Below are 16531 nucleotides of genomic sequence, written 5' to 3'. Positions count from 1 at the left end.
AACCGCTAGAAGCCCGCCCTGCCCGATTGGTTTCGGGCCAAGTCGCCGCTACCTTGTCAAAACGGGCTCAGAGATATGAAACGCGCACACATTCCCGGCATTATTGCCATGGCGGCCATTGTTGTCGCCTCGAACATTCTTGTTCAGTTCCTGTTTGGAGACTGGCTGACCTGGGGGGCTTTCACCTACCCGTTTGCCTTTCTTGTTACCGACCTGATGAACCGAATATACGGCGCTGGACCGGCCCGGACGGTCGTGTTCGCAGGCTTTGTCGTAGGTGTCATCTGTTCGTTGATCGGCACACAGATCGTGGGCGAATTCGGCCCCCTGGTCACCCTTCGGATCGCGATCGGTTCCGGCACGGCGTTCCTGACGGCACAATTGCTGGATGTCAGCATTTTCTCGGCCCTTCGCGAAGGGCGTTGGTGGCGCGCACCATTGGCTTCGACTCTGATCGGATCGTCTGTGGATACCGCACTGTTCTTCTCGATCGCATTCTCGGCTCAGCTGGCCTGGATCGAACCGGGGAATGACGTGTCTTGGGCCAACGAGGCCGTGCCGCTGCTTGGCGCGGGTCCGATGACCCCGCTTTGGGTTTCACTGGCTGTCGCGGACTGGATGGTGAAGCTTTCTCTGGCGCTCATTGCCCTGATCCCGTTCCGGGTCATCGTCAAGCGTGTCATGCCGGTCCGGCATCCAGCCTGACCCGCGTCGATACACAGACCGGGCCGCGCGCTACCGCGGCCCTTTCTCATATTGCAGCTCTCAGATAGGCTCCGGCTGATGCTGCATGTCTCGGACGATATCACCATTCAGGACTGGGAACTGACCGAAAGCTTCATGCGGGCCTCCGGTCCTGGTGGTCAGAACGTGAACAAGGTTGCGACCGCAGTGGAATTGCGGTTTGAGGCCGCCCGTTCACCTTCTCTTTCGCCCGCGATAAAAGCCCGCCTAAAGCGATTGGCGGGACGTCGCTGGACGAAGGATGGTGCCATAGTCATCCAGTGCGATGAAACACGCTCGCAGATCCGCAATCGCGAAATTGCCCGCAGCAGGCTGGCGGATCTTGTCGTCCGGGCAACTGTTGTTCCGAAACGCAGAATCGCAACCAAGCCGACCAAGGGTTCGGTCCGACGGCGACTCGCGGAGAAAAAGGCGCGCAGCGAAGTCAAATCTCTGCGCGGCAAAATCAGCGACGAATAATCTGGCATCCGTGCCCTGCACTGATACTCTCCGCTACAAGTTAGGGGAGGCGAGAGCATGAGATTGGATGGCAAAACCGCAATTGTCACGGGTGGCGCGTCAGGTTTCGGCGCAGGTATCGCCCGCAAATTTCTGACCGAGGGTGCAAGGGTTTTGGTGGCCGATATCAACGGCGAGGCCGCTCAGGACATGGCATCCACATTGGGTCCGCAAGCGACCGCGCATCAGGTGGATGTTGCAGATGGTGCATCGGTGCGGGATATGGCCCAAACGGCGATGTCGATGTTCGGCCAAGTTGATATTCTGGTGAACAATGCAGGTGTCACCCATCTGCCGACCCCCTTGGAGGACGTCTCTGAAGAGGACTTCGACCAGATGTTCAGGATCAACATGAAGTCGGTTTTTCTGACAGCCCGGGAGCTGGTTCCCCGCATGAAACATCGTGGTTCCGGAGCGATCCTGAACGTCGCGTCCACCGCCGGCATTTCACCGCGGCCCAACTTGAACTGGTACAACGCCTCGAAAGGCTGGATGATCACGGCGACCCGGACGATGGCGGTGGAACTTGCGCCCAACGGTGTGCGCGTCAACGCGATCTGCCCCGTGGCGGGCGAGACCCCCCTTTTGAAATCGTTCATGGGTGAGGACACGCCCGAGATGCGCGCCAAGTTTCTGTCCACCATCCCGATCGGGCGCTTTTCCACGCCCGAAGATATGGGCAACGCCGCAGCATTCCTTTGCTCGGATGAGGCTTCGATGATCACAGGCGTGGCAATGGAAGTCGACGGCGGGCGCTGCATCTGATGACCCTGCAAGCCAGATTATGCATTCCGATGCCAGTTCCAGCTCTGAGCCTGCAACGAACGCAACACAACCAAGGCGAGTAACATGAAGCCCGGTTCTCGAAATCTGATAACGGACGTCCCCGGAATTCTGGTCGGCAACGCCCAAGATGACACGCTGAAATCCGGTACCACGATATTGACGGCCGAAGCGCCCTTTACGGCTTCGGTCAGTGTCATGGGTGGTGCACCGGGAACCCGTGAGACCGATCTGCTTGCACCTGACAAGTCGGTTGCCAAGGTTGATGCTATCACCCTTTCGGGTGGGTCGGCCTTTGGGCTGGATGCCTGTTCGGGTGTAATGTCGCGGCTGCGTGAACAGGGTCGCGGTTTTAAAGTCGGAAATGCCGTCATCCCGATTGTGCCCGGTGCAATAATCTTCGATCTGATCAACGGCGGTGAAAAGAACTGGGCGGAATCCCCCTACCCTGCGCTTGGCCGCGCCGCGGCGGAGAACGCCGGGCGAGAATTTGAACTTGGCAGCGTCGGTGCTGGCACCGGAGCACTTACTGCGATGCACAAGGGCGGTTTGGGGTCTGCCTCGCTGGTACTGGAGGACGGCACAACCGTTGGCGCCTTGGTTGCCGCCAACCCGATGGGAAGCGTTACCACTCCCGGCGAAAGACATTTCTGGGCCGCGCCGTTTGAGATCGACGATGAATTTGGCGGGATTGGTGCGGATCCGTCCTCGGGTCTGGGGCGCAGCCTGAACAGCCGCAAGGTGCAGCACATGGCCGCACAAGCCCAAGGCCCGCACCCTCCTATGGATCGTGCGAACACGACGATAGCCATCGTTGCTACGGATGCCGACCTTTCGAAATCACAATGCCTACGTCTAGCCACAGCCGCGCAGGATGGCATCGCTCGCGCTATTGTCCCGGCCCATTCCCCGGCCGACGGAGACCTCGTTTTTTCTGTTTCCACAAACACAAAGCAGATGATTGCGCCTGAACGCGACCTGACAATGATCGGGCACGCGGCCGCCTTGTGTCTCAGCCGGGCAATCGCCCGTGCGATATACTCAGCCCGACCCGCTCCCAATGATGTTCTACCCTGCTGGTCCGACCAAATGAAATGACGGCATCCCGCCGATGCCAGCGGGACGCGGCAATGTGACCGTTGACTCTCTGCGTGTGCAAAGACGTAGTGAGGCCATCAAAAAAATAACTGGAGTAACAGCCATGAAATCTCTGATCGCAGCCGTGACATTGAGCCTTTTCGCCGCCCCCGCCTTTGCTGCAGGCGACGCCGCCGAGGGTGAAAAAGGCTTCAAGAAATGCAAGTCCTGTCACGCGATTGTGGACGATGCCGGCGAAGCAATCGTCAAGGGCGGCAAGACCGGCCCGAACCTCTACGGCGTAATCGGCCGCACCGCCGGCACTTCTGACGGGTTCAAGTATGGTGCAGACTTGGTCGCTGCTGGCGAAGCCGGCCTCGTTTGGGACGAAGCGAACCTGGCCGAATTCAGCATGGACCCCAAAGCGTTCCTTCAGGCCTATCTCGACAGCACTTCGGCCAAATCGAAAATGTCGTTCAAAATGAAAAAGGGTGCCGAAGACGTATCTGCATACCTGGCCAGCGTCGGCGCCCAGTAATCGCAGCCCCTTGGGGGCCGATAAGCTGAGAACGAATAGGCCGCGGCATCCGCTCCGCGGCCTATTGTGCAATTGATCAAATGTCCGTTCCCTGCTAGCGGGGACATGACAATGACCACCCGCCAATACGGTTCACGAATGCCCTCGAAAACTCTTTTGCATTCCACGCCCTGCGAAGTGCGCATTCCAAACACGACGGAGGCCTTATGGGTATCATGATCCCTGCTTGGGTGGACGGCGAGTTAACACCAGTCGACAAGTTGGAAGCCCATGAACGCGGCCTGAAACACAAGGCGGTGTCGGTTTTCGTTGTGCGTGGAATGGACATCCTGATGCAACGCCGGGCAATGGGCAAATACCATACTCCCGGTCTCTGGGCGAACACCTGCTGCACCCATCCCGATTGGGATGAGGTTTCCAGTGCCTGCGCCGTGCGCCGCCTTCGAGAGGAGCTTGGCGTTTCCGGGCTCTTTCCCGAGTTTCGGCATCGGCTGGAATACCATGCCGATGTGGGCAACAACATGGTCGAGAACGAAGTTGTTGACGTATTTCTTGCCCATGCCCGTGGACCGGTCGAGATGCATCCCAACCCGGATGAGGTGATGGACACACGCTGGATCGACTACCACGACCTTCAGGCCGAAGTGAAAAGGCATCCGGAACGCTTTACGCCGTGGTTGAAGATCTACCTTCACAACCACGCCGACACGATCTTTGGGCCCGATCTGATCATCTCCGCAAAGACCTGAGGACTTGCTCTTGCGGCGCTGCGCTGATTTCTTCCCAGGCAAAAGAGGAACCAGCACATGACAGTATTGATTGCAGGCGCGGGCATTGCAGGCCTCAGCCTTGGGCTTACGCTGCATCAGATTGGCGTTCCGTTCCGTATCTTCGAAAGCACGCAGGAAATCCGGCCAATGGGGGTTGGCATCAATCTTCAACCCAATGCCGTGAGAGAACTGCTTGACCTCGGGCTCGCCGATGAACTGGACCGGATCGGCGTCAAGACCCGTCAGTACGGGTTCTATTCCAAGCTCGGCAAGACGATCTGGGAAGAACCGCGCGGCACCTGGGCCGGATATGCATGGCCGCAATATTCGGTTCATCGCGGGCATCTGCAGATGATGCTTTACAAAGTCCTCACCGAGAGAGCCGGTAAGGATTGCGTAGTCACCGGTGCCCGAGCCATTGGATTTGAAAACTCCGATGACGGCGCTGCACTAGTTCTGGAAAACGGTGAGCGGGTGCTCGGAACTCTGCTGATCGCCGCCGATGGCATACATTCGGCGCTTCGAAAGCAGATGTACCCCGACGAGGGGGAGCCGATCTGGAATGGGCGTGTGCTCTGGCGAGCCACAACCGAAGCCGACGCCTATTTTGGCGGGGCTGCAATGGTAATGATCGGGCATGATGACCTGAGGCTCGTGGCCTACCCAATCTCGAACAGCGACGAAAACGGACGCGCCGTGATCAATTGGATTGCCGAAAAACGGTTTCCACTTGATGCGACGTGGAAAAAGGAAGACTGGAACCGCCCTGCAGATATAGCTGACTTTTTACCTGATTTTGCAGACTGGAAGTTTGACTGGATCAACGTTCCAGCGCTGATTTCCGGGGCCGAAGTCGTATTCGAGTATCCAATGGTAGATCGCGATCCACTGTCCAGCTGGACGAATGGGCGCACAACGCTCATGGGCGATGCTGCGCACCCGACTTATCCGGTCGGCTCAAACGGCGCAGGGCAGGCGATCGTGGATGCGCGCGTCATTGGAGCTGCGCTTGTGCAGCATGGGCTGACGCCACAGGCACTCGAGGCCTACGAAGCAAAAGTTCGGCCAATCGCAACTGCGGTCGGCAATGCGAACCGAGCCGGCGGAGGGCCTGATGGGGTGTTGCAACAGGTCGAAGATCTATGCGGCGGCGATTTCGTGTCCATCGACGACGTGATCCCGCATGCCGACCTTGCCGCACATGCCGAAAAATACAAGAAGACGGCCGGGTTCTCGATCCAAGAACTCAACGCAAGACCCCGAACCATCCCGATAGGCGCGAAGATCAACTGATCCGCAACTGGCCTGCCGTGTTCCGGCAGTACGGTGCCGGTCAGATTCTGGCTACGGGAATGTTGTCGATCAGGCGGATCCCTTCCACCCAAGCCGCTGCGAACAACCGGGCAGGTTCGCTCGGCCGTGTCAACGCGGCCAGTGACGCGGCGCTGTGCAGCTCAAGATACTCCACTTTCTCGAACCCGGACTGTATCAGCCGATCTTGGGCCTGCCGGATGGTTGATTCATAACCGGCCCCGGCGCTTAGCGCTGCAGCGGCCTCCTGCAATGTCGGAAATAGCACAGCAGCTTTGAGCAATCCCTGTTCGCTGAGCCGCAGATTCCGCGACGACATGGCAAGGCCCGAAGGTTCCCGCACCGTCGGACAGCCGACCACCTCGACAGGTATATCCAGATCCCGCGCCATGTGGCGCACGACCATCAACTGCTGGTAATCCTTTTCGCCGAAAAACGCCTTGTCAGCCCCGGTTTGCAGGAAAAGCTTGGCCACCACGGTTGCAACACCGTCGAAATGGCCGGGCCGGTTGGGCCCTTCCATTACGTCAGTCACGCCGGTCAGTGAAACATTGGTGGAAAACCCGTCGGGGTAAACCTGATTCGGATCAGGGACATAGACGACATCCACAGCAAAGGGGGCCAGCTTGACAGCATCCTCTTGTTCGGTGCGCGGGTAGTTTTTTAGATCTTCCAGGCGGTTGAATTGCCGCGGGTTCACGAAGATCGTCACAATGACCCTGTCGCACGCAGATTTTGCAGCTTCGACAAGTGAAAGATGACCAGCATGAAGCGCCCCCATTGTCGGAACAACACCGACAGCCTCACCGGAAAGACGCCATCCTGCGGTGAGCGCGCGAAGGTCTTCCAGCGTGCGAATGATCGGGGCTGTCACGAAGCTGACCCTTTTCCGGTTGCCGCCTTTTTCGGTGCCTTATCCGCAAAAACATGTTGGTCGGCAGGAAAGCTACGCGATCTGACTTCGGCTGCATATTCGGCAATTGCTGCTTCGGCCTGCTGACCAAGATCGGCATAGCGTTTGACGAATTTTGGCTTGAACGCGGTGAAAAAGCCCAGCATGTCGTCAACCACAAGGATCTGGCCATCGCATCCAGCCGACGCACCGATCCCGATAGTCGGAATGGGAACTTCGGCGGTGATCTTGTCTGCCAACCCCTGCGGAACCTTTTCCAGAACCACCGAAAACGCGCCTGCCTCGGCCACGGCTTTTGCATCGGCCAAAACCGCGTCTGCCTGCGCGTCGCGCCCTTGCACCTTGTAGCCGCCCAACGTGTTCACGGATTGCGGCGTAAGGCCGATATGCGCCATGACCGGGATCCCCCGGTGCACCAGAAAGCGAATGGTTTCGGCCATCTCGACCCCGCCTTCCAGTTTCACCGCTCCGGCGCCCGTTTCAGCCATCAACCGCGCTGCATTGCGAAAGGCTTGCTGAGGGCCTTCCTCGTAGCTGGCAAACGGCATGTCGATCACCATCATTGCCTGCGACAGACCCCGCGCCACCGCCTGACCATGCATGATCATCATTTCCATCGTCACCGACAGGGTCGAGGTCATGCCATGCATCACCATGCCAACGCTGTCACCAACCAGAACAAAATCGCAATGAGCGTCCATGAACTTCGCCATTGGCGTGGAATAGGCCGTCAGACTGACGAGTGGTTCGCCTCCCTTTCGGGCGCGAATGTCTTCGGCGTTCGGAGCGGCCTTGCGGGCGGTTGCGCTCATTCGAAAAATCTCCTCCTTGAAGGACCGATTGGAAAATTGGGGGCGCAATAGCAGCCTGACGCCCAGCCGGCCACCCCGGTTGCGCCAACATACCCTTGATCGAATGTGGTTTTGGTTGAACACTCGGTAAAAAGCGGCCGGGATTCATGGCCGGAGAAATCAAAGGGGAGGGATTCTGATGAGAAATTCGCTATTCATTCGCGGTCTAGGTGCTGCGCTGCTGCTCGGTGGCAGCCTGCTGGCCGGGGCGGCCGCCGCAAAAAGTGACATCACCGTGGCGTTGCAACTGGAACCACCGCACCTGGATCCCACCAGTGCGGCGGCCGGCGCAATTGATTCCGTTCTTTACTCAAACGTCTTCGAAGGGTTGACCCGTTTCATGGGCGATGGCTCGATCGTTCCCGGGCTCGCCGAAAGCTGGGAAATCTCGGATGATGGCAAGGTCTATACGTTCAAACTGCATGATGGCGTCACATTTCACGACGGCTCGACAATGGATGCTGAAGACGTCAAGTTCAGCCTCGACCGGGCCCGCGCCGAAGACAGTGTCAACGCGCAAAAGGCGCTGTTTGCCGGCATTACCGATGTCGAGGTCGTCGATCCTCTGACCGTCAAGGTCACCCTTGGCGAACCAAATGGCAATTTCCTGTTCAACCTGGCCTGGGGTGACGCGGTGATCGTGGCACCCGAAAGCATCGACAACATCAAGACCAACCCCGTTGGCACCGGCGCGTTCAAATTTGCGAACTGGGTGCAGGGTGACAAGATCGACCTGATCCGGAACCCGGACTACTGGGGCACACCAGCCGTGATGGACGGTGCCACCTTCAAGTTCATCTCGGACCCCACCGCCGCCTTCGCGGCGGTGATGGCCGAGGACGTGGACGCCTTTGTCAATTTTCCGGCGCCCGAAAACCTGCCGCAGTTCGAGGCCGATCCGAGGTTCCAGGTGCTGATCGGATCAACCGAAGGCGAAACCATCCTGTCGACCAACAACAAGCAGCCGCCGTTCGACGATGTACGGGTGCGCAAGGCCGTGGCCCATGCGATTGACCGTCAGGCGATCATCGACGGGGCGATGTTCGGGCTTGGCACACCGATCGGCACGCATTTCGCGCCGCACAATCCCGCCTATCTGGATCTGACCGGCAATTCGGCCCACGACCCGGTAATGGCCAGGGCGCTGCTGGCCGAGGCGGGTTTTCCCGACGGGTTCGAAACCACGCTGCACCTGCCGCCGCCCTCCTATGCGCGCCGCGGCGGCGAGATCATCGCGGCGCAGCTGGCTGCGGTGGGCATCAAGGCTGAGATCACAAATGTGGAATGGGCCCAGTGGCTGGAAACCGTGTTCCGCGGCAAGAATTTCGGCCTGACCATCGTCAGCCACACCGAGCCGATGGATATCGGCATCTATGCCCGGCCCGAATACTATTTCCAGTATGACAACAAGGATTTCCAGGACCTGATGGCCAAGCTGAACGGCACCACCGATCCGGACATGCGCACAAAATTGCTGCACGAAGCGCAGACCATCATTTCCGAAGACCACGTGAACGGGTACCTGTTCCAGCTCGCTTGGCCGACCGTGGCCAAGGCCGGATTGCAAGGGCTGTGGAACAACGCTCCGACGCAGGCCACCGATCTGACTGCCGTAAGTTGGGCAAACTGATGCGAACGCCGGGGGCAGCATCTGCTGCCCCCGGGTCCTTTTTCATTCCAACTTGATGCAACCGACATGAGTATTTTTAAAACAACGCGCGCCTGTCTGACTGCAGCTTTACTGTTTTGGACGGGCTTGTTCGGCCAGCTTCAGGTTGAGGCCCAGGCTCTGTTCCATTCAAATCCCGACGCTCTCATTGCAACGCCCGAGAACCCGCTTCAGGTAGGCATTGGCATTCGGATCGAACAGATAACCGGCGTCGACCAGAAGTCGGAAAACTATGGCGCGGTCGTCGTTCTTCGCGCCGAATGGGATGAACCAGCGCTTGCGTTCGACGCCGGGGAAGTGGGCCGCGACGTACAGGTCTTTGAACCCTCAGCCTTGGCAAAGAAGCTGACCGACGTGGGATCTGTTGTACCGGCCTTTCTAATTCACAACCAGCAGTCCAACAAATGGATCCACGAAGCCGCCGTGGCGGTGCGGGCTTCGGGCAGGATGCTCTATGTCGAGAAATCTTCGCTGACGCTTCAGGCCCCACATTTCAATTTCCTCAAATACCCATTCGACACGCAGACTTTTTCGTTTGAGGTCGCATCGGTTTTTCCGTCGGAATTTGTGAATTTCCACCCGTTGAACGAACATTCCGGGTTGGGGGATACACTCGGCGAAGAGGAATGGATCCTCGAAAACGCTCGGATGGAAAGATCTGAGATCAAGGGTATTTCCGGGCAGCCCACTGATCAGGTTGCGCTTGTCTTCGAGGGGCGTCGGCATGTGACATACTACGTGATCCGGGTTTTTCTACCGATGCTGGTGCTGATCACAGTCACTTGGGCGCTGTTCTTTCTCGACGAATATCGAAAGCGGATCGAGATTTCGGGGGCCAATCTGCTCGTATTCGTCGCCTTCAACTGGGCGATCTCGGCTGACCTGCCGAAACTCGGATACCTGACTTTCCTCGATTTCATTCTGCAGTGGATGTTTGTGGTCACCGGCGCGATCATCGTGTTCAACGTGGTCTTGCGAAAGATCAAGGCCGGCGGCAACGAACCCCTTGCGAAAAAGCTCGACAACTATGCAATCAAGTGGATCTATCCGTTGGGTTATGCCGCGATTGTCGGATACGCCATTTTTGCCTTCCTTCTTGTCTCCTGATCCAATGAGCGAACAAGCTGGGCAAACGATGGGCGGCGCACCCCCCTTGGGCATATTGCATCTGCGTTCTGGACCCAAAGCTTGGGCGCGCCTAACGTGTCGCCAATGCTCAGATATTCACTCAAGCGCCTGATCTCTCTGATTGTCAGCCTGGCCGTCGCCTCGCTGGTAATCTTTTCAGTGATCGAGATTGCGCCGGGCGACCCGGCATCCTTCATGCTGGGTGTCAATGCCCAACCCGACACGCTGGCGGCCCTGCGGTCGGATCTGGGGTTGGACGTTCCCAAACCACAGCGTTATCTGAACTGGGTCAGCGGAATGCTGACCGGGGATTTTGGCACCTCGTATACCTACCGGACACCGGTTTCGCAGATGATCGCAGACAGGCTGTGGGTGTCGCTGCCCCTGGCGGTGTTTGCCCTTGCGCTGTCGACTCTGATCGCCTTTCCCGCCGGGATCTATGCTGCAGCGCGCCGAGGCAAGCCGGGTGATCTGGCTGTGATGGGGGCAACCCAGTTGGGCATCGCCGTCCCGAACTTCTGGTTCGCGATGATGCTGGTTCTGATCTTCGCCATAAACCTACGATGGTTCGGCGCTGGCGGCTTTGCAGGCTGGGAGAACGGTTTCTGGGTCGGGCTCCATTCCCTGGTTCTGCCAGCAATCGCTCTGGCGCTTCCACAGGCTGCCATTCTCGCCCGGGTCATGCGCTCGGCCCTGCTTGATATCCTTGGTGAAGATTTCATGCGGACGGCCCGCGCCAAGGGGCTGTCCCGTCGGCAGGCGCTGTGGCGGCACGGGGTGCGAAATGCTCTGATACCGGTCCTGACCATAATCGGGTTGCAGTTTTCCTTTCTGCTGGCTGGGTCGATTATCATTGAACAGGTCTTTTATCTGCCTGGATTGGGCCGGCTTGTCTTTCAAGCCATTTCCTCGCGCGATCTGATTGTCGTGGAATCGGTTGTCATGTTGCTGGTTTTCGCGGTGATTACCGTGAATTTCTTTGTCGACTTGGCCTATGCCGCGGTTGACCCCCGGCTGAGGAACCGGACATGAACCGCAACCTGATACTGGGCGCCATCCTGTCATCCATGGTCGTTCTGGCCGCGCTGATTTCCTTTGTGTGGACACCGTATGACCACACCGTGATGAACATTCCGGACAAGTTGCAAACACCGAACGCGCGACACTGGTTCGGAACCGACCACTTCGGCCGCGATATGTTTTCCATGATCATGGTCGGAGCCCGAACTTCGATCGCGGTGGCCCTCGTCGCCGTGGGTATCGGCATGGCGATCGGAGTGCCCCTTGGGCTCGCTGCCGCAGCCCAAAAGGGGTCGTGGCTCGACGAGTTCATCATGCGCGGCAACGATCTGATCTTTGCCTTTCCGTCCCTTGTCATCGCGATCCTGATCACAGCCGTTTTTGGGGCAGGCGCCATCAACGCCATCATCGCCATCGGGATTTTCAACATCCCGGTGTTCGCCCGAATAACCCGAGGCGCGGCGCTTTCTCTCTGGGAGAGGGAGTTCATTCTTGCGGCCCGAGTCGCTGGAAAATCTCGATCGCGCATCTCCGCTGAGCACATTTTGCCTAACGTCGCCAACCTGCTGATTGTGCAAGGCACCATTCAGTTCTCATTGGGCATTCTGGCAGAGGCCGGGCTGAGCTATGTCGGGCTCGGTGCGCAACCCCCGATACCCAGCTGGGGCAGGATGCTGGCCGACGCCCAAACGATGGTCAGTTTCGCGCCGCATCTGGCTTTGATACCCGGGTTTGCGATCATTCTGACAGTATTGGGATTGAACCTGATGGGTGATGGCCTGCGGGACTGGCTTGACCCCAGGATCCGAGTGGCCCGCGCATGAACCTTCTAGAAATACGAAACCTGTCGCTGTCGATTCACAAGCTTCCGATCCTTCGGCAAGTGTCCTTGACCATCGCTCCGGGTGAGATTGTGGCCGTTACCGGGGAAAGCGGGTCGGGCAAATCCATGACCGCGCTAGCGGTGATGCAGCTTCAACCGGAGGCGGCAACGATGTCCGGCGAAATCCTGCTGGAAGGCGAGAACTTGTCGGGTTGCTCCGAGCAAACGCTCTGCGCTTTGCGGGGCGCGGCGATCGGAATGGTCTTTCAGGAGCCGATGACTGCGCTCAACCCTGTCAGGACGATTGGGGATCAAGTGATGGAGACGATCCTGATCCACAGGGCCATGCCCCCAGATGAAGCCCGAAACCGCGCCCAAGAAGTCCTGAACCGCGTAGGTCTGCCACCCGAAAACTTCCCCCTGTCCCGTTTCCCGCATGAACTCAGTGGGGGACAGCGCCAAAGGGTCGTTATTGCGATGGCGATTGCATTGCGCCCAAAGCTTCTGATCGCAGACGAGCCAACCACGGCGCTCGACGTGACAACACAGGCGCAGATTCTGGATTTGCTCAAGGGGCTGGTTCAAGAATACGGCATGGGGCTTATGATGATCACCCATGACCTTGCGGTCGTGGCCGAATTGGCTGACCGGATCACCGTCATGCGCCGGGGCGAAGTGGTCGAAGCAGGACCGACGAATGACCTTCTGGCCAATATGCAGCATCCCTACACGAGGATGTTGTTTGAAGCGTCCGGTCACAAGGTCGACCTGCCGGACACACCGGCCAGTTCCGCCCTTCTGGAGGTGCAAAAGGTAGTGCGGGAGTATCGCCGGCCGCGGACCAAACTGTTTGCCCCCGTCGAACATCACAGGGCCGTGGACAACGTTTCGTTCACTTTGCAACGCGGTGAGCGTCTGGGACTTGTCGGCGAGTCCGGATGTGGAAAATCAACGCTCACCCGCGCCATTCTGGGACTGGAAGAGGTTCAAGCCGGCTCTATCCTGCTCGAAGGGCGGCCAGTTTTTTCCGGCCACCGGGCCAATCTGGAAGTACGGCGCAGAATGCAGGTTGTGTTTCAGGACCCGTTTGGAAGTTTCAATCCCCGCCACCGCGTCGAAAGACTGATCACCGAGCCGTTTCATCTTCTCGATGCGCCACCAAGAGGCAGTGAGCGTCGAGACCGGATCGCCGAGATGCTGACAGCTGTTGGTCTGTCGCCTGACGATGCCAACAAATACATCCACGAGTTCTCCGGCGGGCAGCGTCAGAGGATTGCAATTGCACGGGCCCTGATCATTCGCCCCGAACTCATTCTGTTTGACGAGGCTGTCTCGGCGCTTGATGTTTCGGTACGCGCCCAGATCCTCGATCTAATGGCGGAGCTGTGTGATCTGTACGAACTGTCCTACCTTTTCATCAGCCATGACCTGAGCGTTGTGCGCACGATTACTGACAGGGTTTTGGTGATGCAGGCTGGAAAGATCGTGGAACAGGGTGAAACAGAGCGTGTGTTCACCGACCCGAGCCATCCCTACACCCGAAGTCTCTTGTCGGCGGCCCCGGAACTGCCCGACCCGGAATCACTAAGGAGCACCACCCATGCCTGATACCATCTGGTTTGACCCTTCCCTCTGCCTGATAGGTGGCGACTGGCGCGCGTCGTCGAGCGGTCAGACATTACCCCTGAGCAACCCGTCAGACGGGAGCGAAATCTGCCGGATTGCCCGCGGCCAATCACCCGACATTGACGCCGCGGTTCAAGCAGCGCGGTTTGCTCTTAACGGAGAATGGGGAAGGATGACCGCGCTTGAGCGCGGCCGCATCCTGACCCGGCTGGGGCAGCTGGTTCTCGAGCAGGTCGAAGACCTTGCCGCCCTCGAAGCCAAGGATGTCGGAAAGCCGCTGACTCAGGCGAGAGCGGATGCGGTCGCGCTGGCCCGATACTGCGAGTATTATGGCGGTGCCGCCGACAAGATCACTGGCGAAACCATCCCTTATCTGGACGGCTACACGGTCTACACGCTGCGCGAGCCGCATGGAGTTACCGGCCACATCGTTCCGTGGAACTATCCCATGCAGATCATAGGCCGTTCAGTGGGGGCGGCGCTGGCGATGGGAAATGCAACCGTCCTGAAGCCGGCAGAAGAGGCGTGCCTGACCGCAATCGCCTTTGCTCATCTGGCAATCGAAGCCGGCTTGCCGCCGGGTGCTCTGAACGTAGTACCGGGACTGGGCGCCGAGGCAGGCGCTTCGCTGTCAGCGCATCCGGGCATAGACCACATCTCGTTCACCGGGTCGGTGGCCACAGGCGCGTTGGTGCAGCAGGCCGCCGGACGTAACGTGATCCCGGTAACGCTTGAGCTCGGTGGGAAATCTCCGCAGCTTGTATTCGAAGACGCCGATCTGGATGACGCGCTTCCGTTTTTGGTAAATGCAGGGTGCCAGAATGCCGGCCAGACCTGTTCCGCGTCCTCTCGCATACTGGTCCAGCGTGGAGTCTACGAAGAGGTCAAAGACCGGATGGCCGCAGCCTATTCGAAACTGACTGTCGGGCCAGCACAGGAAGACCTACAGGTCGGACCCCTGATTTCGAACCGACAAAAGCAGATTGTGGAGGGATTTCTGGCAAAAGGTTCGGATCTGACAATTGCCGCGCAGGGCCAGATCGTCGATCACGCGCCCGAATCTGGCTCCTTTGTCCATCCAACCCTGTTTTCCGATGTTCCGCCACACCATCCGCTTGCGCAGGACGAGATATTCGGTCCGGTTCAGGTGCTCATTCCGTTCGAGACCGAAGCCGAAGCGGTGGAGATCGCGAACGGCACCGACTACGGCCTTGTTTCTTCCATCTGGACAAGAGATGGCGCCCGGCAGATGCGATTGGCCAAGAAACTGCGGTCTGGGCAGGTTTTCATCAACAATTATGGCGCTGGCGGCGGGGTGGAATTGCCCTTTGGCGGCATCGCGAAATCGGGGCACGGTCGCGAAAAGGGGTTCGAGGCCCTCTACGGTTTCTCGCAGCTCAAGACAGTAGCCGCGCGTCACGGGTAACTCTGTCGGGTGCTCCGGTCAGACGATGACCTCCATCCGCTCCTGAGCTCCCACCTCAAACACACGCTTGTAGCGCGCAATCTCCGACTCTGGCCCCATCGCCTTTTCCGGATTGTCCGACAGTTTGACTGTCGGGCGCCCATTGGCCGAGACCGCCTTGCAGACAAGGGAGAATGGCGCGAGGCCGTCGCCCGGGACGAGGCCCCGGAAATCGTTGGTCAGCAAGGTGCCCCAACCAAAGGAGACTTTGGCGCGACCGGAAAACTTGGCATGCAGATCAGCGATGGTGTCCACATCCAGACCATCGGAAAAAATGATGCGCTTCTGGCGCGGGTCCTCTCCCCGCTCCTGCCACCACCTGATCGCGGTTTCCGCACCCTTTGACGGGTCCCCGCTGTCTATACGCATACCGGTCCAACCAACCAGCCAGTCTGGAGCATTGTCCAGAAACCCCTGAGTTCCATAAGTATCAGGCAGGATGATCCGAAGGTTCCCATCATGTTCATCATGCCAGTCGCTCAGAACATCGTAAGGAGCCCGGGCCAGCTGTTCGTCGCTTTCGGCCAACGCGCTGTAAACCATCGGCAATTCATGTGCATTGGTGCCGATCGCCTCGACCTCCCGGCGCATGGCAATGAGGCAGTTAGAAGTTCCGGTGAACGCATCTCCAAGGCCTTCAATCATCGCTTGCGCGCACCAATCCTGCCAAAGGAAAGAATGACGCCGGCGGGTTCCGAAATCCGCGATCCCCAGACCGTCAATCTTGCGAAGTTTTTCAATCTTTTCCCAAACGCGTGTCATCGCGCGCGCGTAGAGGATCTGCAGTTCGAACCGGCGCATGTCATTCAATATAGCACGGGATCTGAGCTCCATAAGGACTGCCAGAGCGGGGATTTCCCAAAGCATGACCTCGTGCCACTTGCCCTCGAATGTCAGCTCGAACTGGTCGCCCTTGCGTTCCAGATGATAGGCAGGCAACTGCAACTCTTCGAACCACTCCATGAAATCCGAGCGGAACATCTGCCGCTTGCCATAAAACGTGTTCCCGCGCAGCCACGTGCTCTCGCCGCGGCTGAGTCTGAGCGATCGTATGTGATCTAGCTGTTCCCGCAATTCACCTTCGTCGATCAAACGTGCCAGCGGCACTGACGTCGACCGATTGATAAGGGAGAACGTGACCTGCGTGTCCGGTTTGTTGCGAAAAACGGACTGGCACATCAAAAGCTTGTAAAAGTCGGTATCGATCAACGAACGGATGATCGGATCGATCTTCCATTTGTGGTTGTAGACGCGGGTGGCAATATCCACGGGGCAGCCTCAAATCATGGGTCGGCCTGTGTTACGCTAATGCCTG

Annotated in this window: 16 protein-coding genes; 13 read left to right on the top strand and 3 right to left on the bottom strand. The window is 58.5% G+C overall.

Annotated features, from left to right (window positions below):
* Window positions 1–75 precede the first annotated feature (75 nt).
* The 7 genes from ACP15U_RS07260 to ACP15U_RS07230 all read left to right on the top strand — a co-directional run bounded on the left by ACP15U_RS07260 (window position 76) and on the right by ACP15U_RS07230 (window position 5703).
* Complete coding sequence (locus ACP15U_RS07260) at window positions 76–705, top strand: queuosine precursor transporter (RefSeq protein WP_425044484.1); 630 nt, start codon at window positions 76–78, stop codon at window positions 703–705.
* Between the two features lie 78 nt (window positions 706–783).
* Window positions 784–1203, top strand: a complete 420-nt coding sequence (gene arfB / locus ACP15U_RS07255) for an alternative ribosome rescue aminoacyl-tRNA hydrolase ArfB (RefSeq protein ID WP_425044483.1) — start codon at window positions 784–786, stop codon at window positions 1201–1203.
* A 57-nt stretch (window positions 1204–1260) separates the two neighbouring features.
* Window positions 1261–2007, top strand: coding sequence for an SDR family oxidoreductase (locus tag ACP15U_RS07250; RefSeq protein ID WP_425044482.1), 747 nt, complete (start codon window positions 1261–1263; stop codon window positions 2005–2007).
* Window positions 2008–2091: 84 nt separating this feature from the next.
* On the top strand, window positions 2092–3123 hold the full coding sequence (locus ACP15U_RS07245) for a P1 family peptidase (RefSeq protein WP_425044481.1): 1032 nt from the start codon (window positions 2092–2094) through the stop codon (window positions 3121–3123).
* Between the two features lie 103 nt (window positions 3124–3226).
* A complete protein-coding gene (locus ACP15U_RS07240) occupies window positions 3227–3640 on the top strand; it encodes a c-type cytochrome (protein WP_425044480.1) in 414 nt (137 codons plus the stop codon).
* A gap of 206 nt (window positions 3641–3846) precedes the next feature.
* Entirely contained in the window at window positions 3847–4389 is a 543-nt protein-coding gene (gene idi, locus ACP15U_RS07235) for an isopentenyl-diphosphate delta-isomerase (protein WP_425044479.1), read from the top strand.
* Window positions 4390–4446: 57 nt separating this feature from the next.
* Entirely contained in the window at window positions 4447–5703 is a 1257-nt protein-coding gene (locus ACP15U_RS07230) for a flavin-dependent oxidoreductase (RefSeq protein ID WP_425044478.1), read from the top strand.
* A 40-nt stretch (window positions 5704–5743) separates the two neighbouring features.
* Here ACP15U_RS07230 and panC read toward each other — a convergent pair whose 3' ends face one another.
* Complete coding sequence (panC, locus tag ACP15U_RS07225) at window positions 5744–6595, bottom strand: pantoate--beta-alanine ligase (protein WP_425044477.1); 852 nt, start codon at window positions 6593–6595, stop codon at window positions 5744–5746.
* Window positions 6592–7446, bottom strand: a complete 855-nt coding sequence (gene panB / locus ACP15U_RS07220; protein ID WP_425044476.1) for a 3-methyl-2-oxobutanoate hydroxymethyltransferase — start codon at window positions 7444–7446, stop codon at window positions 6592–6594. Before panB ends, panC begins: the two co-directional genes overlap by 4 nt.
* 178 nt (window positions 7447–7624) lie before the next feature.
* Between panB and ACP15U_RS07215 the strand changes: the two genes are divergently transcribed.
* The 6 genes from ACP15U_RS07215 (at window position 7625) to ACP15U_RS07190 (ending at window position 15177) form a co-directional block, all read left to right on the top strand.
* On the top strand, window positions 7625–9115 hold the full coding sequence (locus ACP15U_RS07215; protein WP_425044475.1) for an ABC transporter substrate-binding protein: 1491 nt from the start codon (window positions 7625–7627) through the stop codon (window positions 9113–9115).
* Between the two features lie 66 nt (window positions 9116–9181).
* Window positions 9182–10261: a hypothetical protein gene (locus ACP15U_RS07210; protein WP_425044474.1), complete on the top strand. Its 1080-nt coding sequence runs from the start codon at window positions 9182–9184 to the stop codon at window positions 10259–10261.
* 105 nt (window positions 10262–10366) lie between these two features.
* Window positions 10367–11314, top strand: a complete 948-nt coding sequence (locus tag ACP15U_RS07205; RefSeq protein ID WP_425044473.1) for an ABC transporter permease — start codon at window positions 10367–10369, stop codon at window positions 11312–11314.
* Window positions 11311–12126, top strand: a complete 816-nt coding sequence (locus tag ACP15U_RS07200; RefSeq protein ID WP_425044472.1) for an ABC transporter permease — start codon at window positions 11311–11313, stop codon at window positions 12124–12126. Before ACP15U_RS07205 ends, ACP15U_RS07200 begins: the two co-directional genes overlap by 4 nt.
* A complete protein-coding gene (locus ACP15U_RS07195) occupies window positions 12123–13733 on the top strand; it encodes an ABC transporter ATP-binding protein (protein ID WP_425044471.1) in 1611 nt (536 codons plus the stop codon). The genes ACP15U_RS07200 and ACP15U_RS07195 overlap by 4 nt, the downstream gene beginning before the upstream one ends.
* Window positions 13726–15177 carry an aldehyde dehydrogenase family protein gene (locus ACP15U_RS07190; RefSeq protein ID WP_425044470.1) on the top strand — a complete coding sequence of 484 codons (1452 nt, stop codon included), beginning with the start codon at window positions 13726–13728 and terminating at the stop codon, window positions 15175–15177. The genes ACP15U_RS07195 and ACP15U_RS07190 overlap by 8 nt, the downstream gene beginning before the upstream one ends.
* Window positions 15178–15195: 18 nt before the next feature.
* Here ACP15U_RS07190 and pncB read toward each other — a convergent pair whose 3' ends face one another.
* Window positions 15196–16485 carry a nicotinate phosphoribosyltransferase gene (gene pncB, locus ACP15U_RS07185; protein WP_425044469.1) on the bottom strand — a complete coding sequence of 430 codons (1290 nt, stop codon included), beginning with the start codon at window positions 16483–16485 and terminating at the stop codon, window positions 15196–15198.
* Between the last annotated feature and the right edge of the window lie 46 nt (window positions 16486–16531).

This window comes from Primorskyibacter sp. S87, from assembly GCF_049801055.1.
In the GTDB taxonomy this organism is placed as follows: Bacteria; Pseudomonadota; Alphaproteobacteria; order Rhodobacterales; family Rhodobacteraceae; genus JBNAGF01.
This window is presented reverse-complemented; position numbering and strand designations above follow the sequence as displayed.